Source organism: Photobacterium sp. R1 (assembly GCF_054600795.1).
This window is the reverse complement of sequence record NZ_BAAHZP010000013.1, coordinates 1-18340: the sequence shown is the minus strand read 5'-3', so window position 1 is coordinate 18340 and position 18340 is coordinate 1. Positions and strand designations below refer to the sequence as shown.

At 47.8% G+C, this 18340-nt stretch carries 19 protein-coding genes; 14 read left to right on the top strand and 5 right to left on the bottom strand.

The window, feature by feature from the left end:
- Positions 1–58: 58 nt before the first annotated feature.
- Complete coding sequence (locus ACYP03_RS18650) at positions 59–1768, top strand: hypothetical protein (protein ID WP_459781565.1); 1710 nt, start codon at positions 59–61, stop codon at positions 1766–1768.
- A gap of 93 nt (positions 1769–1861) precedes the next feature.
- Here ACYP03_RS18650 and ACYP03_RS18645 read toward each other — a convergent pair whose 3' ends face one another.
- Both ACYP03_RS18645 and ACYP03_RS18640 read right to left on the bottom strand, forming a co-directional pair.
- The gene (locus tag ACYP03_RS18645) at positions 1862–3445 is read right to left on the bottom strand and encodes a DHA2 family efflux MFS transporter permease subunit (RefSeq protein WP_459781564.1); all 1584 of its coding nucleotides are present in this window, start codon (positions 3443–3445) and stop codon (positions 1862–1864) included.
- Positions 3438–4532, bottom strand: coding sequence for an HlyD family secretion protein (locus ACYP03_RS18640; RefSeq protein WP_459781563.1), 1095 nt, complete (start codon positions 4530–4532; stop codon positions 3438–3440). The genes ACYP03_RS18645 and ACYP03_RS18640 overlap by 8 nt, the downstream gene beginning before the upstream one ends.
- A gap of 117 nt (positions 4533–4649) precedes the next feature.
- Here ACYP03_RS18640 and ACYP03_RS18635 point away from each other — a divergent pair, with 117 nt between their 5' ends.
- Positions 4650–5561 carry a LysR family transcriptional regulator gene (locus ACYP03_RS18635; protein ID WP_248142839.1) on the top strand — a complete coding sequence of 304 codons (912 nt, stop codon included), beginning with the start codon at positions 4650–4652 and terminating at the stop codon, positions 5559–5561.
- Here ACYP03_RS18635 and ACYP03_RS18630 read toward each other — a convergent pair.
- Positions 5533–6513: a DUF3187 family protein gene (locus ACYP03_RS18630; protein ID WP_248142838.1), complete on the bottom strand. Its 981-nt coding sequence runs from the start codon at positions 6511–6513 to the stop codon at positions 5533–5535. The two genes, ACYP03_RS18635 and ACYP03_RS18630, sit on opposite strands and share 29 nt — an antisense overlap.
- Before the next feature lie 328 nt (positions 6514–6841).
- Between ACYP03_RS18630 and rimK the strand changes: the two genes are divergently transcribed.
- The 12 genes from rimK (at position 6842) to ACYP03_RS18570 (ending at position 15766) form a co-directional block, all read left to right on the top strand.
- Positions 6842–7747 (top strand): 30S ribosomal protein S6--L-glutamate ligase, encoded by a 906-nt coding sequence (gene rimK, locus ACYP03_RS18625; protein ID WP_248142837.1) that lies wholly within the window; start codon positions 6842–6844, stop codon positions 7745–7747.
- Positions 7734–8777, top strand: a complete 1044-nt coding sequence (locus ACYP03_RS18620) for a succinylglutamate desuccinylase/aspartoacylase family protein (protein ID WP_248142836.1) — start codon at positions 7734–7736, stop codon at positions 8775–8777. The genes rimK and ACYP03_RS18620 overlap by 14 nt, the downstream gene beginning before the upstream one ends.
- A 51-nt stretch (positions 8778–8828) precedes the next feature.
- Entirely contained in the window at positions 8829–9785 is a 957-nt protein-coding gene (locus tag ACYP03_RS18615; protein WP_330961009.1) for a CorA family divalent cation transporter, read from the top strand.
- Positions 9785–10366 (top strand): mechanosensitive ion channel family protein, encoded by a 582-nt coding sequence (locus tag ACYP03_RS18610; RefSeq protein WP_248142834.1) that lies wholly within the window; start codon positions 9785–9787, stop codon positions 10364–10366. Before ACYP03_RS18615 ends, ACYP03_RS18610 begins: the two co-directional genes overlap by 1 nt.
- A 20-nt stretch (positions 10367–10386) precedes the next feature.
- The gene (locus tag ACYP03_RS18605; RefSeq protein WP_248142833.1) at positions 10387–11781 is read left to right on the top strand and encodes a magnesium transporter; all 1395 of its coding nucleotides are present in this window, start codon (positions 10387–10389) and stop codon (positions 11779–11781) included.
- A 102-nt stretch (positions 11782–11883) separates the two neighbouring features.
- Positions 11884–12279 (top strand): DUF2391 family protein, encoded by a 396-nt coding sequence (locus ACYP03_RS18600; protein WP_248142832.1) that lies wholly within the window; start codon positions 11884–11886, stop codon positions 12277–12279.
- Between the two features lie 181 nt (positions 12280–12460).
- Entirely contained in the window at positions 12461–12793 is a 333-nt protein-coding gene (locus tag ACYP03_RS18595; protein WP_330961010.1) for a DUF3332 family protein, read from the top strand.
- 98 nt (positions 12794–12891) lie between these two features.
- Entirely contained in the window at positions 12892–13335 is a 444-nt protein-coding gene (locus tag ACYP03_RS18590; protein WP_459781561.1) for an NUDIX hydrolase, read from the top strand.
- A 236-nt stretch (positions 13336–13571) separates the two neighbouring features.
- Positions 13572–13943, top strand: a complete 372-nt coding sequence (locus ACYP03_RS18585) for an ASCH domain-containing protein (RefSeq protein ID WP_459781693.1) — start codon at positions 13572–13574, stop codon at positions 13941–13943.
- 70 nt (positions 13944–14013) lie between these two features.
- Positions 14014–14373, top strand: coding sequence for a hypothetical protein (locus ACYP03_RS18580; protein WP_330961013.1), 360 nt, complete (start codon positions 14014–14016; stop codon positions 14371–14373).
- A gap of 81 nt (positions 14374–14454) precedes the next feature.
- On the top strand, positions 14455–14748 hold the full coding sequence (locus tag ACYP03_RS18575; protein WP_248142827.1) for an antibiotic biosynthesis monooxygenase family protein: 294 nt from the start codon (positions 14455–14457) through the stop codon (positions 14746–14748).
- A gap of 361 nt (positions 14749–15109) precedes the next feature.
- Positions 15110–15766: a Qnr family pentapeptide repeat protein gene (locus ACYP03_RS18570; protein WP_330961015.1), complete on the top strand. Its 657-nt coding sequence runs from the start codon at positions 15110–15112 to the stop codon at positions 15764–15766.
- Between the two features lie 225 nt (positions 15767–15991).
- Here the strand turns inward: ACYP03_RS18570 and ACYP03_RS18565 are convergent, their stop codons facing one another.
- Both ACYP03_RS18565 and ACYP03_RS18560 read right to left on the bottom strand, forming a co-directional pair.
- Positions 15992–16729, bottom strand: coding sequence for a hypothetical protein (locus ACYP03_RS18565; RefSeq protein ID WP_459781560.1), 738 nt, complete (start codon positions 16727–16729; stop codon positions 15992–15994).
- A gap of 241 nt (positions 16730–16970) precedes the next feature.
- Entirely contained in the window at positions 16971–17426 is a 456-nt protein-coding gene (locus ACYP03_RS18560; RefSeq protein WP_459781558.1) for a GNAT family N-acetyltransferase, read from the bottom strand.
- Positions 17427–18340 lie beyond the last annotated feature (914 nt).

Genomic DNA, 18340 nt, shown 5'->3' with positions numbered 1-18340 from the left:
CATACCCTGATGAATGTGATTGAACTTCGTTGCTTTGCTATATGACAGGAATGCTGACTTGTTTGATTTTCTTGCATCAATTTTTGTTTTTCTTGCTGTACCCATGCTTTTTTATATTTCTGGTGCGATTATCTATGGCATAGTCACATATATTTACAAACGAGCGGGACTGATTCATGCAATTCGCTGTCAGGAAGAACGAGTAAACTTATCTAATGAAGAGATGAAATTACTGAGAAAGATATACAAACGACCTTTTTATGACCGTCGGCTATATGAACTTCATGGGACTTTGAAAATAGATGGCTCATGCTATTACATTGATGAGATGAAGGTTCACTCCGTCTATTGGCCTGAAGATAAAATAAGAAAAGTTGAAAAAAATCAGACGTCAGGTCAGTTGCAAGTTCAGATATCAGGCGTGATATTCTTGAATTCTTTTTATGTGACTCGTATTGATCAGGTGCAGATATTATCAAAATTTGAGCCATTCTATACACTTCCGAGAGTCATGAAAGTAAATCCTGATCATTATGATTTGTCGTATTTGCTGATTCCTGCTTCTTTTGTAAATATGTTTTTGATGCTGGCATTTAGATATGAGTATGGACATGGCGTGGCCTATGGATATCTGACTTTTTGTAATGTTTTATTTGCTTTTTTTCCGGTTGGCGTGATCTGTCAGGAAATATATAGACAACACAGGTTGTATGAGTTGACTGGTGTTTTTCAGTGTAAAGAAAGATACAGAGATTCAATGTTTCAAACGAGCGGAGAGATTGCCAGTGTTCCCATTCAAGGCCATCGTGCTGTATTTGAAGAGGGTGAACACTATACAGTTCATGGAAGAATTCATTTAAAACCGTCTATTCACATTGAACCATTGTTGATTAACGGTAAGAATTTTTCTTTTTCTCTTGCCGAGAAGAAAGGTTCGTTAAAGTATTGCATTGGATTGTGGCTGATTGTAAATGTACTTTTTGGCTATATGACATTGAATTTTTATCGCTCTGAGACCTACCAGGAATATGACAATTTCACTCATTTTCATGTGAATTACCAAGTCATTGATCAGATAGACTTTGAGCAACTTGCTGCGCTCAATTCCGGTGAGACAATCAAACTTCAGGAAATTTATTTTACTTCGAGCGATGATTCCGGTGTGCTTTACGCCTATGACAGCCTGGATGAAACATTGCTTCGCCGTTTAACAGGTCTGATTGTAGACAGAATCAGGTCGATGCTGACTGAACCGACTGTTGACGCTTCAAATACGCTCCAGCAATTGCATGATGAAAGTGAGCTGTTACTCCGTCAGCAAGGTGCGATTTACCGACAACTGGTTGCCGCTAAGCAAGCTGTGAAGTCTCAGGCGAAATTGAAAATTGAGATCGGGGAAAGGCACTTTGATGTCGCAGAATTTTCGCTGGCACAGGTTCAGGCAAAAATTTTTGACTCGTCCGCTTATCTCAGTGCGCAGCCACTGAACGAGCAACAATTACAGCAGCAAGTGAAACGGGCACTGACTGGCTATCTTTACGGAACGGCTCAACCGATGCACGCGTCGGTCAGTTTTTTCAGGCCACAGGAACAGGAGCTGGTGGTCTATGTTTATCCGCCGTTGCCCTATCCAAAAGACGAAGTCAGTGCAATAACATGGGCACTTTACTTCTACCGTACCTGGTATTTGCTGTGCCTGTTTATGCTGCTGTATAGCGTTGTCGCTTATTTTACTGCCGAGCGGAGGTATGCGCATCTCACGTCCTGAAAAAGACCCCGGATACCCTTTTTACTGAAATAAAAAGCGCCTTGCCAATGATTCCCGGCAAGGCGCTTTGCTGTTGTGCCGCTGGTGATTCACTTAGTCACTGGCCGGCTCTGCATCCGGCAGCGACAGAATCAGAATGGCTGCGAAGGCCAGGAAGCCTGTCATCATCATGAAGATATCATTATAAGCCATGATGAAAGCGTCGGTTTGCATGCTTTGCGCCAGACTGGCTTTGGCTTTGAGCATCGCCGTCGTCGAATCGGTGCCCTGTTGCAGATACTGACCGGCCTGTTGTGCCAGCTGATGCCAGGCATCGTTACTGACGCTGGGCAGACTGGCTTTGATGTGCGCCAGATGCTCCCGGGCTTTGTTATCCAGCATAGTGGCTATCAGGGCGATACTGAATGCGCCGCCTAAGTTCCGCAGGACATTGGTGATGGTTGAGGCATCGGGTGTCTGTGGTTTTTCGATCGTCTGCATGGCGACCAGCGACAGGGGCACAATAATGAACGGACTGCCAAAGGCCCGGAGCAGCATGGAAAGCATCATCTGTTGTCCGCCGAAATCCTGACTCATATGGGTGTTGACATAACAGCTCAGCCCGAACATCACGAAACCAAACGCAACCAGATACTTAGGTTTGATCATCCGGGTCAGTCTGGGGATCAGAGGGAACAGCAGCAACTGCGGGAATCCCATCCACATCAGAACCTTACCGATTTCCAGTGCGTTGTAATGCTGAATTTGCGTCAGATATAAAGGCAGAACATAAATGGAACCCAGCAGCGCCATACCGAGGATCAGATAGGCCAGTCCGGACATGGCAAAGTGCGGATTGCGGAGTAATCTGAGATTCACCAGTGGTTTTGGATGACGCAGCTCGGTAATCACAAAAGCAACCAGGCTGAGGCTGGCAATGACAGCCAGCGCGATGATGAACTGTGAGCTGAACCACTCTTCCCGGTTGCCTTCTTCCAGCAGAACTTCCAGACTTCCCAGACCAATGGCCATGGTCGAGATACCTGTCCAGTCTGCTTTTTTCAGGGTGTCGATATTCATCGGCTCATCATCCAGCCCATAGCGGAGCATGGCGAGCATCAGCAATGCCGGGGGCAGGTTGATGTAGAAGATATAGTGCCAGGACAGATTTTCCGTCAGCCAGCCCCCCAGTGTCGGACCGATGGAAGGCGCAAAGGTCGCTGTGACCCCAAACATCGCCATGCCAATTGCCCGCTTGTGAATGGGGAGGAGTTGGACGACCAGCGAGAAAGCCATGGGAATCAGCGCACCGCCGCTGAATCCCTGAATTGCCCGGAAGGTGATCATTGAACCCATATTCCAGGACACAGAACAAAGCAGGGATGACAGGGTGAAAATCACCGTGGTGCCAATCAGATAACGTCGTGTTCCCAGCGCTCTGGACAGCCAGCCACTCAACGGAATCGCGATCATCTCTGCGACCAGATAGGAGGTGGAGATCCACGAGCTTTCATCCAGTGTGGCCGACAGGGCGCCCTGAATATCTTTCAGCGACGAGTTGGTGATCTGGATATCCAGAATGGCCATGAAGGCACCTAGCATCCCGCCCAGCAGCGCGATCCAATGGCGGCGTGGCACCGCATCGGCGTTTTGCTGAGCAGGAGCAGCGACCGGTTGTGTCAGTGCCTGTTCATTCATGGGCAACCTCAGCTTTAGCCAGGGTTTCAGGGTCTTGTACTAAAGATGCGCGGGTATCGATGGTGGTGATCACCGACAGTCCCGGCAAAAGCTGACCATTGAGCTGTTCGGGATGCGGAATCACAATTTTTACCGGCACACGCTGCACGATTTTGGTGAAGTTGCCTGTTGCATTTTCGGGCGGCAGCAGGGCAAATTTGGCGCCTGTGGCCGGAGAAAAGCTATCGACAATCCCTTCCAGTGTCTGGCCCGGATAGGCGTCCAGCTCAACTTCCACATGCTGCCCCTGACGAATGTTGGCCAGCTGCGTTTCCTTGAAGTTGGCTTCAATCCACACTTCATGCGTCGGTACCAGACTCAGTAACGGCATGCCCGGCTGAACATACAGGCCGAGACGAAGACTGCGTTTTCCGATGATGCCATCGACCGGTGCATAAATGTGGGTATAGCTGAGATTCAGCTCTGCCTGTTTGACCTGTGCCAGTGCTTCACTGACCGAGGCTTCTGCCTGATTTTTCTGGCTGTTGAGCACCTGCAGCTGATCCCGGGCAGCCTGCAGATTTGCGTTTGCGGCTTCGAACTCTGCCTGACTGACTTTCAGGTGTGAGCTGGCATCGTCCACTTCATCCTGAGAGGAATAATTTTTGGCCAGCAGAGAGCGGGCACGTTTGGCCTGTTGCTGGGCTCGTTCGACTTCAGCCTGCGCGGAGTCAACCTGGCTGGCGGACTGACGAATGACGGTTTTCTGTAACTGAGACTGTGCTTTGAGGTTGGTGACTGCGGCCTGTGTGACAGCCAGATTTGCTTTGGCTTTTTCCAGCGCAGCCTGGTAATCCCGGTCATCAATGGTGGCCAGAAGCTGACCGGCTTCTACCAGCTCATTATCGCTGACGTAGGTTTCCTGAATGTATCCGGCAATTTTAGGGCTGATATTGGTGATTTCGCCTTGCAGGTAGGCATTGTCCGTTGACTGGAAATAACGGCCGTAGCCATACCAGTAGCCAGCTGCGGACGCAGCCACCACTCCCAGCACAAGCGTTGCAATCAAAGGAAGACGAGAAGATTTTTTGGATGATTGTTCGGCCATGGGAACTCATATTGTTGTCATTTATGTTTGAGCAAGAATTGTAAAAAAATATGAATTGGTTTATTAGATAGGAAAAATCGAAAACACTGTTGCAATATTTGAATGAATGGGTGGGGAATGGATTTAAATGCATGGGCGATGTTTGCTCAGGTTGTGGAATGCGGCAGTTTCACGCAGGCTGCTGCAGCGATGGATATCACCAAATCCACGCTCAGCCGGAAAATTGCAGAGCTGGAGAAAGATCTCGGTGTCCGTTTACTGACGCGGAGTACACGGAGTCTGGTGCTGACCCATGAAGGAGAAACCTTCTACCGCTCCTGCCGTCAGGTGGTCGAAATTGCCAATCAGGCGGAGCTGGAAGTTTCGGCGAATCAGGAACTGATCCGAGGCCGGTTGAATGTTGTGATGCCGGTCGAGCTGGGTCAGAAAGTGTTCGGGAAAAGCATGAACGAGTTTTTGAAGCTTTACCCTCATGTCAGCCTGCATCTTGAGCTGAGTAACCGGGAAGTCGATCTGGTAGCTGAAGGCATTGATCTGTATATCCAGGTGGGGGATATGAATGATTCGGGGATGGTCGCGAGGCCGTTCCACTCATCCCGCCGGATACTGGTCGCCAGTCCGGAATATCTGGCCGCGCACGGGGAAATCATGACCCCTGCTGATTTGGTTGCACCGCATCATCAGATCAAAATTTACAATGCGGTGAAGCTGACCTACTGGGAGCTGGAGAAAGACGGCCAGAAGATGCAGGTTGATCTGCCTTACCGTTTCCGGGTCAATACCATTACCTCGGCAGTTTCTGCCTGTGTCGACGGACTGGGTATTTCCATGTTGCCGGAATTTATCTGTCGGGAATACCTCGAGAAAAATGAGCTGGTCCGGATTCTACCGGACTGGCAATCGCCTGTGGTTCCGATCAGCTTTGTCTATCCGCAGAGAGAACTGATTCCGAAGCGATTGCGTTTGTTTATTGATTTCCTGCTGGCTCAGTTTGCAGCGGTTACCAACGCTGACGGTAGCCCAAAGTAATGGCGACATCCGGGCTGTTGTCCATATTGAAAACATTTTCAATCAGGATCAGTTCGAGCACACTGCTTGAAAAGTGGTACCGGTACCCGGTCAGAATTTCATTGGAAGCTTGTGACAGGGCTGAGGTGGCTTCCGATGCCCCTTCATAAAAATGGTATTCCAGTAAAAAACGGTGCGGACCGTTGAACTGGTACTGCCATCCGGCGGCAGCGGCATAGGTCAGCTTGTTATACGGGATCAGTGCTGCCGGATTTTTCCGGTACACGCCGCCGAACATGGCATGAAAGCGATGGCGATCCTGGTGATAGCTGTAGTTGATCTGAAGTGCCTGTTCAAAATTATGGGTGTGAAACGGACCGGAACCGACATAGTTGTAATAGAGTGAGGCGCCAATTGATAAGGCTTCATTTGGGTAATCAATCACTTGCCATCCGCTGTACAGGGTAAAAGTGCGAGACAGCGTTTCTCCTTCAAAGTCTGAATAGGCCACATCATATTCCGGGATGGCGATATCGAAACTGTGTCTCGGCACTTGTTGCCTGCCATTCTGGTCGATACCGAACAGTTTGTGAAAGCCAATCGTCAGGTTATCTAAATGAGTATCGAGAGCAATCCGCCAGCTGGCATCCAGTTCCAGTTGCCATCCTTCTGTGGCCTGCCACATCAGCCCGGTGCTGAAAGTGGATTGATAATAATCGGCACGATACTCATCTGTTTCTGCCCAGATGCTGGATGCCGTCGCATTGGCATAAAATTCCAGGCTGTCTTCAGGCAGTGCAAAACCGCTTCGGAGTTGCGGACTCAGGCTGGTGGACTGCAATGGTGACTGCGCATAGGTTTTGAGCGGACCGAAATCCGGCTGAACGGTATCGGGCGTTGCCCAGGCAGATGGGCAAAGGACGCCGCCGATGAGCAGACCTCTTGCCAGATTCAGAGCACAGCAATCGACCATATTTTTCCACGCACAGAATTAAATCGGTTGTGCTTCATTCCTTCGGGGCACGTTATTTTCAGCTAAGCTATTGAGAGCTATTGTTTCTTTGAGGCTGAACTTCAGTCTTTATAAGGCGTATTGAGCATAGGGGGAGTATAGTCAGCAGCTGAACCGGGCGGTGCCTCAGCTTTGCAACCTTATCGGCCCATGCAGGATTCATGTCGTGAGACTGTCATGATACGGACGAATCATGTTGCGATGACGAATTGGGTCCGGCTCCGGGTGATTTTCCTTCAGCGCTGGCTGTCCCATACATTACGACGACAAGTGTTTTACTGGAGTAACAATGAAAATCGGTATCCTTTCCCGCAACTCGAAACTTTATTCAACCCGAAGACTGATTGAAGCCTGTCAGGAGAGAGACCATCAGGTTGAAGTGATCGATGCTTTGCGGTGTTACATGAACATCAATTCAGATAAACCTTCTATCCATGCCAGAGGCCAGGATCTTTCTGGTTTCGATGTCATTATTCCGAGAATTGGCGCGTCTGTGACCTTTTATGGCTGTGCGGTGTTGCGGCAGTTTGAAATGATGGGGGTGTTCCCAGTGAATGAGTCTGTTGCGATTACCCGTTCGCGCGACAAGCTGCGTTCACTTCAGTTACTGTCCCGGAAAGGGGTGGGGATGCCGATTACCGGTTTCGCCAGTAAGCCTGACGATATTGATGACTTGCTGAAAATGGTCGGCGGTGCGCCGGTGGTGATTAAACTGCTGGAGGGGACGCAGGGGATTGGTGTGGTGCTGGCGGAAACCCGCAAAGCGGCAGAAAGTGTCATTGAAGCTTTTCTGGGTCTGCGGGCCAACATTATGGTGCAGGAATACATCAAAGAAGCCGGCGGGGCGGATATTCGTTGTTTTGTGATCGGCGATAAAGTGATCGCAGCGATGAAGCGTCAGGGGGCAGAAGGGGAATTTCGCTCAAATCTGCACCGGGGAGGCTCGGCGTCACTGGTACGGATCACCCCGGAGGAGCGGAGAACTGCGGTACTGGCCGCGAAAGTGATGGGCCTTCGGGTTGCCGGGGTCGATTTGCTGCGTTCTCAGCGGGGGCCGCTGGTCATGGAAGTGAACTCCTCCCCAGGTTTGGAAGGGATTGAACAAGCCACTGGTAAGGATATCGCCGGTATGATAATCAAATACATAGAATCAACTGCAAAACCGCAAAGGACGCGCACGAGTGGCAAAGGCTAAATCAAATAAAGTCATCGAATTTATGGGCACAGAAGTGCCTCCCGGGCAATCCGCCACCATTGATCTTGAAGCTGCGCAACTTTATACCCATTCACCGCTGAACATTCCGGTTCATGTGGTGAATGGCCGGTATCAGGGACCTGTGTTACTGGTCAGTGCTGCAATTCACGGAGATGAACTCAATGGTGTGGAAGCCGTCCGGCAACTGCTGAATAAAGTCGACCCGATGAAACTGCACGGTACGCTGGTTGCTGTGCCTGTGGTGAATGTGTTCGGTTTTATCCATAAATCACGCTATTTACCGGACCGGAGAGATCTTAATCGCTGTTTTCCCGGTTCAGAACGAGGCTCAACTGCAGCCAGAATGGCTTATCAGTTCAGTGAGCATGTCGTGAAGAAATGTACCCATATTATCGATTTGCATACCGGTGCGATCCACCGGGCGAATCTGCCTCAGGTCCGGGCGAATCTGGAAGATGAAGCCAGCTCGGCCATGGCGCATGCTTTCGGAACCCCAGTGATTCTGGATGCTGCGATCCGCGACGGTTCATTACGTGCGGTGGCGGATTCTGCAAATATTCCCGTGATCACGTATGAAGGCGGTGAAGCGTTGCGTTTCGAACCGTTGGTGATTGCCGCGGCGGTCAAAGGCGTGGTCGGCGTAATGCGGATGCTGGGTATGATTCGCCGGGTCAGCCGGAAGAAAGAAACAGCATCTCCTTTTATCGCCCGCTCCAGCAGCTGGGTACGGGCCGAGCAGAACGGGATTGTCCGTTGTGTGGTTGCGCTGGGTGAACGCGTGATCAAAGGCCAGGTGCTGGCCTATATCAGCGCCCCCCTGGGCCAGGGAGAAGATACGATGGTGGCGCCAAGGGATGGTATTGTGATTGGCCAGCAAATGCTGCCATTGGTCAATGAAGGTGATGCGGTGTTTCATCTGGCTTCTTTCAGTAAAGGCGCCAGTTCGGAAGTGGAACAACAAATTGAGAATTTTCTCGACGAAGTCAGTGATGAAGTTGATATCACTTAAACGAAGCTGTCATTCAGGTCTTTCAATTTTTGCGCAGAGGAGGCGCGCCTTATGGGTATTTCTGAATACGATGGTGCATGGTTCATCGATGGCTGGCAGTTAGGGGAAACGCCAAAGAAGCTGACACTGGCGGATTGTGAACAGCTGGAAAAAAATTGCTGGTATCACTGCCAGCGGGATGCAGCAGGTTTGAAAGAATGGTTATCTGCCGTCGGCGTGCCTTCACCGATTGCTTCGGTACTGCTTTCTGATGATACCCGCCCGCGTTTCGAGCAGCTGGAAGATGACATTTTTCTGTTAATTCTTCGGGGAATCAACCTGAACGAAGGCACCAATCCGGATGACATGCTGAGTATCCGGTTTCTTTATTTCAGAGGCAGTCTGATTTCGACACGGAAGTATCCGTCTCGGGCGATAGCAGAAGCGCGCCGACAGTATGAAGAAGGCAAAGGGCCGGCAAATCTGATCGCTTTGCTGATCACCATTATTGATAAACTCAACCGAAATATTGAAATCTTCCTCGATCCGATTGAGGAAAAAATCGAGTATTACGCCGAGCATCAGGATGAAGCGGACAGTCAGTCGCTGGCCGATCTGAATAAGCGGCTGCTGAAAATCCGGCGATTTTTAACGCCGCAACGGTATGCGCTGGATGATTTGATCCAGTCGGAAATGTATGAATTAGAAGCCTGGCGTATTCCGTTGCTGAACTGTCGTGACCTGGTCATCCGGATCAATGAATCCATTAACTTTTATATTGAACAAATTCAGGTGGTCAATCAGCACCTCGGACAGATCCAGTCAGAAAAAGTGAACCGAAACACATATCTGATTTCGCTGATCTCCATTATTTTTCTGCCAATCAGCTTTCTTACCGGTCTGCTGGGGGTTAATATCGGCGGCATGCCCGGGGTGGACTCTGCGGCATCATTCTGGGCCTTTTGTATCGCATTGGGTGCGATTACCTTGTTTGAAATTATTCTGTTGAGAAGGATGAAATTTCTTTAATGCTAGAAGCTGTTCTCGAAAGCAGGCTCACGTATAACCTGTTTATTATTCTGACATTTCTGGTGGTTTACACCATAGCCAAGCGTGTGCTGAATCTCTGGCTGATCCGGCTGGGGAAGACAAAGATGGTCAGCGAAGTCAGAGTGAAATTTATTTCACGCGTGCTTTCATCGGCGGTGTTTTTTGTGCTGTTCAGCATTACGGTGATCAGTCTGGGGCTGGGTTACAGTGACATCTCGCTGTTTTTCTCGTCGGCTTTTGCCGTGCTGGGTGTGGCGCTGTTTGCCCAGTGGTCCATGCTGAGTAACGTGACCGCCAGCGTGCTGATCTTTTTTGTGTTTCCGTACCGTATCGGCGACATGGTGAAAGTGGTGGATAAGGACGAAGATATCAGTGGTGTGATTCAGGACATCACCATGTTTCATGTGCTGATTCAGCGTGCGGACGGAAGTCTGGTCACTTATCCCAATAACATCATTTTGCAAAAACCTGTGATTAAACTGACCCGGTTGACGGAAGCCGCCAAACCGGAAACTGAGGGAGTTCCGCAGGCGGAAGTCGTACAGGTCAACCCGCAGTAATCTCGATAAAAAGAAGAAATATGACGGAAGAAGAAAACAATTCAGATGTAAATGCAGCCGTAAAGGATCTGCTTCCTCAGCAGGAACTCAGTCAATGGGTTGAGGATCTGAACCGTGCGCAGGATGAAGAGCAGGAACGGGTATTCCATGAAGCGTCAGAAGCGCTGGAAACTTCAGAACTTGGTCTTCTGCTTGAATCTCTGCCAATGGGCGAGCGTCTGGCGATTTGGCAAACGGTTGCACCAGAACAACGGGTTGAAGTTCTGGTTGCCATGCGGGGGGATGCGCGAAGTACGCTGATCGATAACCTCAGCATGCCGGATCTGCGGGCCATGCTGCATGGTCTGGATGCCGAGGATCTGATCGAGCTGTCACAGAGCCTGTCAGATAAGCTGGTGGATTTTGCACTGGCGAAGATGAGCCAGGATCAGAAAACCTGGTATGAGCAAAGCCAGCAGTATAATGAAGAACAAATCGGCCGCTATGTTGACCACAATCTGGTGATGCTGACACCGAATACCCGGGTTGCGGAAGCCTTGCGGGCTGTCCGCCGTGCGGAGCATGCCATGCTGGACCGGGTGTATATTGTTGATAAAAAAGGGATGTACAAAGGCGAAGTGTCGTTGTCTGTGCTGCTGGCCGCAGATGGCCAGGCCAGAGTGGATACCTTGCAGGACGACATTGCGGCACCGCTGAATGCAGAGATGGATGTGGATGACGCCGCAGAACGTCTGGAGCACTCCGATCAGGCTGCGATGGCCGTGGTGGATGAAAGCGGGCGTTTTGTCGGGCGCGCAACTCTGCGACTGGCGATGGAAATCACGCGCGAATCTTATGAAGCGAAACTAATGGCCCGTGCAGGTCTGGATGAAGATACGGATTTGTTCTCGCCGGTCTGGCTCAGTGCGAAACGTCGGGCTTTGTGGCTGGGTATTAACCTGCTGACGGCGTTTCTGGCATCCTGGACCATTGGTTTGTTTGAAGCCACACTGAGTCAGGTGGTTGCGCTGGCCGTTCTGATGCCGATTGTTGCCTCAATGGGGGGAATTGCCGGTAGTCAGACACTGACGCTGATCATTCGCGGTCTGGCGATGGGGCAGATTACCTTCGGTAACGTGTGGTCGCTGGCTAAGAAAGAGTTGCTGGTCGCCTGTCTGAATGGGGTGTTATGGGCGATTGTCATCGCTATCATTGCCGCGTTTTGGTTCAGTAGTGTGCCGATTGGCGGTGTGATTGCAGCGGCGATCACCATCAACATTGTAGTTGCTGCGATATCTGGCGTCGTGATCCCGGTGATCCTGGATAAGTATGAAATCGATCCGGCGCTGTCGGGTTCAGTCATTCTGACCACCGTCACTGATGTGGTCGGTTTCTTCACATTTCTGGGATTGGGCAGCTTGTTTTTGCTCGGTTAACCTGTGTCTTTCCCCTCCGGGATTACGGAGGGGGAAATGGCGGCCTGAACTACAGGCAGCCACTTCCGCAGATTTGCCGGTAAAGTGGATGGAGGACAGGCGATGGACTGGAAATTCAATACTGAAGATCTGGGGCAGATTGTCATTGGTGCTTTTGCCTTAGGGGTCCCCATCTCTTTTTCTGAAGAAGCCTGGCAATTGAGTGAAACGCTGCCGCTGCTTAATCTGACCGTACTCGTTTCGATTACACTGGTCTTTATTGGTTTGTATGCCTATCAATCAATGTTTGGTCAGAATATTCACCGACGTGTTCCGGTTTTTTTAGCCCGGGTTTTTGGTGCTTATTTGATCACTTATCTGGTCGTTTGCTTAATTTTATTCTCTTTGAATCAATTTCCGATTCTGGACAATTGGGTTGTTGCAGTGAAACGTGCGCTGGTGATTGCCATGCCGGCTTCAATGGGGGCAATTATCGTAGATAGTTTTGATAAGGAATAGGTGCTATTGAGTCAACCCTATCCATCTGGAAAAAGTATTCCCCCCGCAAGATTTCTCTCATGAATATAACGTTGTTTTTCTCTGAATTTTCGCTGAATTTTGCGGAGATTTGACACTTCTTTTATTTCAATAAAAAAGCGGGTTGGTACAATTCAGGCCTGTTATTTTTAGAGTAATCAATATGAAAAAATTGGCTTTTGTTGCTGTTTCTCTGGTGACTTTGCTGACGGGCTGTGCGGGTCAAATGGCGGCCACTCAGGCAACAATGGAATTGAATATGGACGCTGTGGACAACCGTTACGCCCGGGGCGGCCTGACAATTCTGATGTCTCCGGTATACGCTGTCGCAACGGTGGCTGATTATGTGGTCCTGAATCCAATTGAGTTCTGGACGGGTCAAAACGTCGTGACTCAGCAACCGTCAATTTACGATGCGAAAGGGAAAGATTACATCAAGATTAATGATCAACTGGATCCAGAGTTTAAAACTGCCCCGATTAAACCGCTGAACTGACTCTTTTCTCTTACTTTCCGGTCTGTACGGGCCGGAAGGTATGCTCGTCCTGCAACATGTTTTATCATGGCGCTCTGAGATATTTTTGGAAGCCAGTCATGACAAAGCCAGACCATCCTTTCTCCACACCCAGAGTGGCCGTCCTTGCGGTGACTTATCAAGCCGATCAGCTGATTTTGGTCCAACGTAAAAATGAACCCCAAAAAGGTGGCTGGGGGTTTCCCGGTGGCTCGGTCTGGCCCGGGGAAAGTCTGTATGATGCAGCCGTACGTGAACTCAGAGAAGAAACCGGCGTTGCGGCTGAGCCAGAGCAATTGCTGGAAGTGGTAGAAGTCAATGAGTTTGATGCAGATAACTGTCATCACCACTTCATTTTGGTTCCAGTACTGTGCCGGTATCTGAACGGAGAGTTGCAACCCGGTGATGACGCCAGTGATTGCCGATGGATGTCAGTTTCTGAGATTGTCCGTCAGCAAAGCGATTTGATTGAAAAGGTTGCTGATGTGGCATTACAGGCGCGGCAGCGGATATTGTCCGAATAATTCATCAGTACCAATGAACGGCGGATCTCCCGCCGTTTTTTTGTAGGTGATCCGGACATCATGAAGGGAATTAATTCATTTCCGGCTTTCAGCATGACAGATTCAGTCACAATTGGTCGATATGAATCATGTTGTATTGTATCTTAGCGGTTGAATTGAAGAATCGGTTACAAGTCATTGATCTTCAAATGACAAAATAATGCCTGTTTCAGGGAGGAAAATTGAAAGCATTCTCTGTGGTATCCCCCTGGGGAAACATCATTGCCAATGGTCAGAAGACGTTAGAAATTCGTTCCTGGCAACCTGACACATTACCGATGAAAAATATTGCGCTTGTCCAGAATGAGATTCGCTTAACTCAGGCCGGTCAGATAGATCCAAACGGTGAAGTGGTCGCGATTGTTGATATTGTCGGTTGTAAATCCTGGGTTCAATCGGAATGCCGTCAAGCGGGTTGTGATGAGTCCGAATTTGTGGCGGGTTATCTCGCCTGGGAACTTGGCAATATCAGAAAGTTATCACATCCGGTCAAAGCAATGGCAAAAAGAAAGTTTTATGAGCTTTCAATGTCAGAAGCCACTGCTGTGGCAGCTTGTGTTGAAAGGTAAGTTTCAGTTTCACTGGATGAAGTTGTTTGCACCAATTGTTTGATATCAATCACGAAGGAGAAAAAGTTCAATGATGAAAAAGATTGTGTTGCTTTCATTTATGCTGTTCCCGTTGACGTCAAATGCAGAAATATCCCGGAATAATGTTGTTGACTGGGTTGCTGTCAGTGCCAATAAAACCAATAGCGGGCACTTTATTCAGCTGAAAAATGCTTTGCAACATGCAGGGGATTGTCGCGCTGACAGTAATCATTTGCCTCGGGTGTTGCTGTCTGCGGACGATAAAGATTTATTGTCTTTATTCTTAACGGCCAAGGCTGCAAATAAAAAAGTCGGATTTTATTACAAGACTTCCAGCACAATTCCGAAAGCGAGTGGTCATGGTTTGCCAGACTGTGAATTCGTGAATGTTTGGCTGGAATCAGAGTAAGAGACCGAATCCTGAGTGCCATTCAGGCGTTCAGGATTACTGTAGATCGTGCAATAGAATCACAAAAGCAATGGAGCCACGATGTTTGCTGTCATTTTTAAAGCAAAAACTGGTGAGCAGGACAGCCACTATTCGGACATGGTGAAAGTGATGCGGGAGCTGGCATTTACCAAGTATGACTGTCAGGATTTTATCGCAGTGACAGAAGGTGAACAGGAAATCGCAATCTCTTACTGGCAGTCTGAAGAGGATATCCAAAATTGGCACAAGGACAGTCAGCACACACTGGCGCAACAACTGGGCCGTGAAAAATGGTATGCCGCTTATACGGTCGAGGTTGTGGAAGTGAAGCGCCGGTACAGCTTCCAGGAGTAAGGGGGCAGCAATTGAGTCCAGCGTTGCTGTCAGGCGGGACTGACTGCACCTTATCTTGCTTTCGCGTTGTGAATGACAAGTTTCAATGGCAAAAGCGTACCCATCTGCCTTTCAGATGCAGGCCGGAATTTCCTGTATATCATGAAAATAAGATAATCCCTGTATCGCGCTGTATTCGGCAAAACTTTTTTCTTCATTCAAGCGGTCGCACATCTCTTTAAACGCTTCTCTGTGGGTTGATTTGGTGCCTTAAAATGGCGATTTGAAGAGGTGTTAATTTGCTGTTTTTAAAGGGGTTGTTTTTCTTGGTCGTTCGTTTTTTCAGTGCTAGTCTCTGGCCCGGGTTTTCAGGAGACGACGCATGACCAAAGAAAATGAAATATTTGAACAGGTTGATTTTTCAAATCAGGATCTGAGCCATTTATCCTTCAAGCACTGTAAATTCTATCGTTGTAATTTCAGCCGGGCGAAACTGAGAGAGACACAATTTGAAGATTGTCTCTTTATCGAGCAGGGAGCCATTGAAGGCTGCCATTTTGATTATTGTGACTTGAGGGAAGCCAGCTTTAAAAACTGTCAGTTGTCACTGGCGAATTTCAGCGGGGCAAATTGTTTTGGAATTGAATTCAGAGACTGTGACCTGAAAGGTGCGAATTTCATTCAGGCAAGTTTTGTGAATCAGGTCAGTCATCAGATGTATTTTTGTGCTGCTTATATGACAGGCTGCAATTTGTCTTATACAAACTTTGAACGGCAGTGTATTGAAAAATGCGATTTATTTGAAAATAAATGGACTGGGGCCAACCTGCGTGGCGCATCATTCAAAGGCTCTGATCTGAGCAGAAGCGTATTTTCAGAAGACAGCTGGGGACAATTTTCCATCCAGGGCGCTGATCTCAGTCATTCAGAACTCGACGGTCTTGATCCCAGAACAGTCGATTTAAGCGGTGTTAAAATTTGCGACTGGCAGCAAGAGCAGTTGTTGCAACCACTTGGGGTGATTGTATTACCATGTTGATAGCTTTGTTGTTGAAAAATTTGCTGTTGAAATCAGATTGATGTCAATCAGATAAATCGTGTTTGAACGAACGATTCTTCGTTCAGGTAAAGCAAAACCTCTGGATTTAAATAAAAGTCCCGGTATTTCATATCAGGTTTGGTGTGATATAGAATGCCGCCAATGAACCATTGGCGGCGTTGAATTTCAGCGACTAAATATCAGCTGATATCACTTGTATGTTGATTATTCAATTCGGCTGGATGTAAAGTTTACGGATTTAATATCAACCCATGAACTATTGCCAACATAATCATGTTGAGGGTCTTTCAAAGAAAGCACAGGCTGCTGAGTAAAGAGATTACGTTCTGGGACATAGTCAGAACTCGCATCACTCAACCCATCGGTTAACTCAATATTGATTGGTGTGTTTGCATCAATCAATCTCGCTTGCTGTACGAATTGCATGACTTCCGGAGTCGAGCCAGAAATATTTCTGTTTGTACGCAGGATTAAACTCTGCTTAGTAACGTTTCCGTTAACTTTTTCAATGTCGGTTTTTACACCTCCCAGATTACTGACATACTGAGTCTCCGAATCGCGAATAATGAATCCTTTTGGCTCACGGAGGATCACTGGAGAACCACCATTGTTCAGTTCAACGATGTAATCAGAATTATAAGCCCATGAGCCCAGTATCTGAGTGAAGTCAGTTGCGTTACCGGCAATGATCCGAATATCCCCGTCATCGAAGATTGCGTTTTGATTGATGTCAAATGTAATCCGAATGCTTGATTTCTCTACCGAGTTTTGAATCTGATTGTACAGTCCAACTTCAATGTCAAACCAATCTGAAATCTCACTGGAATATCCAGTGCTGCTTCCATGAAAAACGGTTTCTGTATTTCCGAGATCTTCTGTTGTAGTGCCACCACAACCGACTAATGCGACTAAACTGACAACAGAAAAAAGTTTCATCTTCACTTGATATACCTTGTCTTTCGAAGAGTGTAAAAAGCTGAGCCATGTCCACGGCATCTTGAGCCGGCCCCAAACAGTCTGATAAACAGAGATGAGATGCCAACAAATCATGATCAGTTGATTGCATAGCTCAATGTTGCGCTAGTATCTATGCAGATCCTCTTTAAGGCAAGCGATTGATTTATAGTTCATTTATATGGTCAAAATACAGTCTGCTTGTAAAGGGAGCTGCCTTACTCTGTAGTTAGCGATCTTTTTCGAGGTGCTTCCATTGGGTGTGCACTTTTTCATTGATGGTTAACTGGAATTCATACCCCAGTTCGTTTTCTCGCGTGATGACAAAGCCAAGTCGCTGATGAAAGTTGACCGATAATGTATTGTTTCTGAATACATTACTGACTATTTTTTGAACGGAATTTTTTTTGATGAAACGAGCCAGTTGCGTAAACAGAGAAGTTAATACAACTTTATTTCGGTGCTTCGGATGGACGACGAACATCGGGATAAACCAAGTTGATTCATCTAGTTTTCTGAGTGTGAAATATCCCTGAAGTAACCCTTGTTTTCTGCATTCAAACAGGAGTTCGTCTTGATCCGCTTTGTGGAGGGATTTCAGATATAAGGCTTCGTCAATCGGCTTGCCAGCGTCTTGCGATAACTGCGCCAGAGTCAGCAAATCTAACTTTAAGTATTCGTTCACATGGTCCTGTATTTATCATTCATGGCATGGATATTATTTAACATCTGCCACTTTTGGTCTTCCGGATTCTGACCCTTGGATTGCGCTATTTGGATTGTATGGCTGCCGCTACCACTGAGACGAACTCGCTAAAAAACTCAGAGATGGATGTTGCTTTTTTCGATGCTCAGCGAATCATACTCGACAACTGAGTCCGAGCTTGTCTCATGATTCACTGTTATTTACGAGCATCCGTTTACGGTCTGTCGATATCTTCGCTAAAATGGTAGCCCGAGATGTAAATCGCCATAAGACTACTGATGCAAATGGCCTGACAGTTTTCGATGAAGGTTATTGGAAAATGGAAATAGCATGTCCTAAAACAGCGCGAGTCTGTCACAAGCTTCATCCTGTTATTGATAGTTACACATCAAATCAATTGGTCAGAACTTTTGTTTTCAAGTCTTACTGATAGCGAAGTGATACCAACGCTACTAAACCAAACTCAATAAAACGGTCAAATCGCGATCAGGTGAGCGAGCATATGATACAAAGTTGTGTACTATCAAACGATTCAACGGAAGAAGTCACTGTCACCTATCCTTCCCAGAGGTGTCGATATTGACTGGAAGCATGGCCTTCCCTGAAATGCTGCGGAGATAAATGATCAGATTTCGCAATTTGGACTGAGTTCCTTTCCCTGAGAGAGCTGCCATTAGGAACAACTATTTAGTAAAGTCAGAGTCGAATATCTTTTTTATTATTTCCTTGGAAGTTGCCACATTAATTATCGCCCTGTTGGCTTAGGGGGTTTTTGTTGACAAGCAGATGGCGTGTGTTAGTAGCTGTAGACGTTATTGTAGTGGTCAACAAATTCCGGACACAGATTTAAGCCGATTTTCAGCATTAACTGGCGACAACCCATCATTTACTTG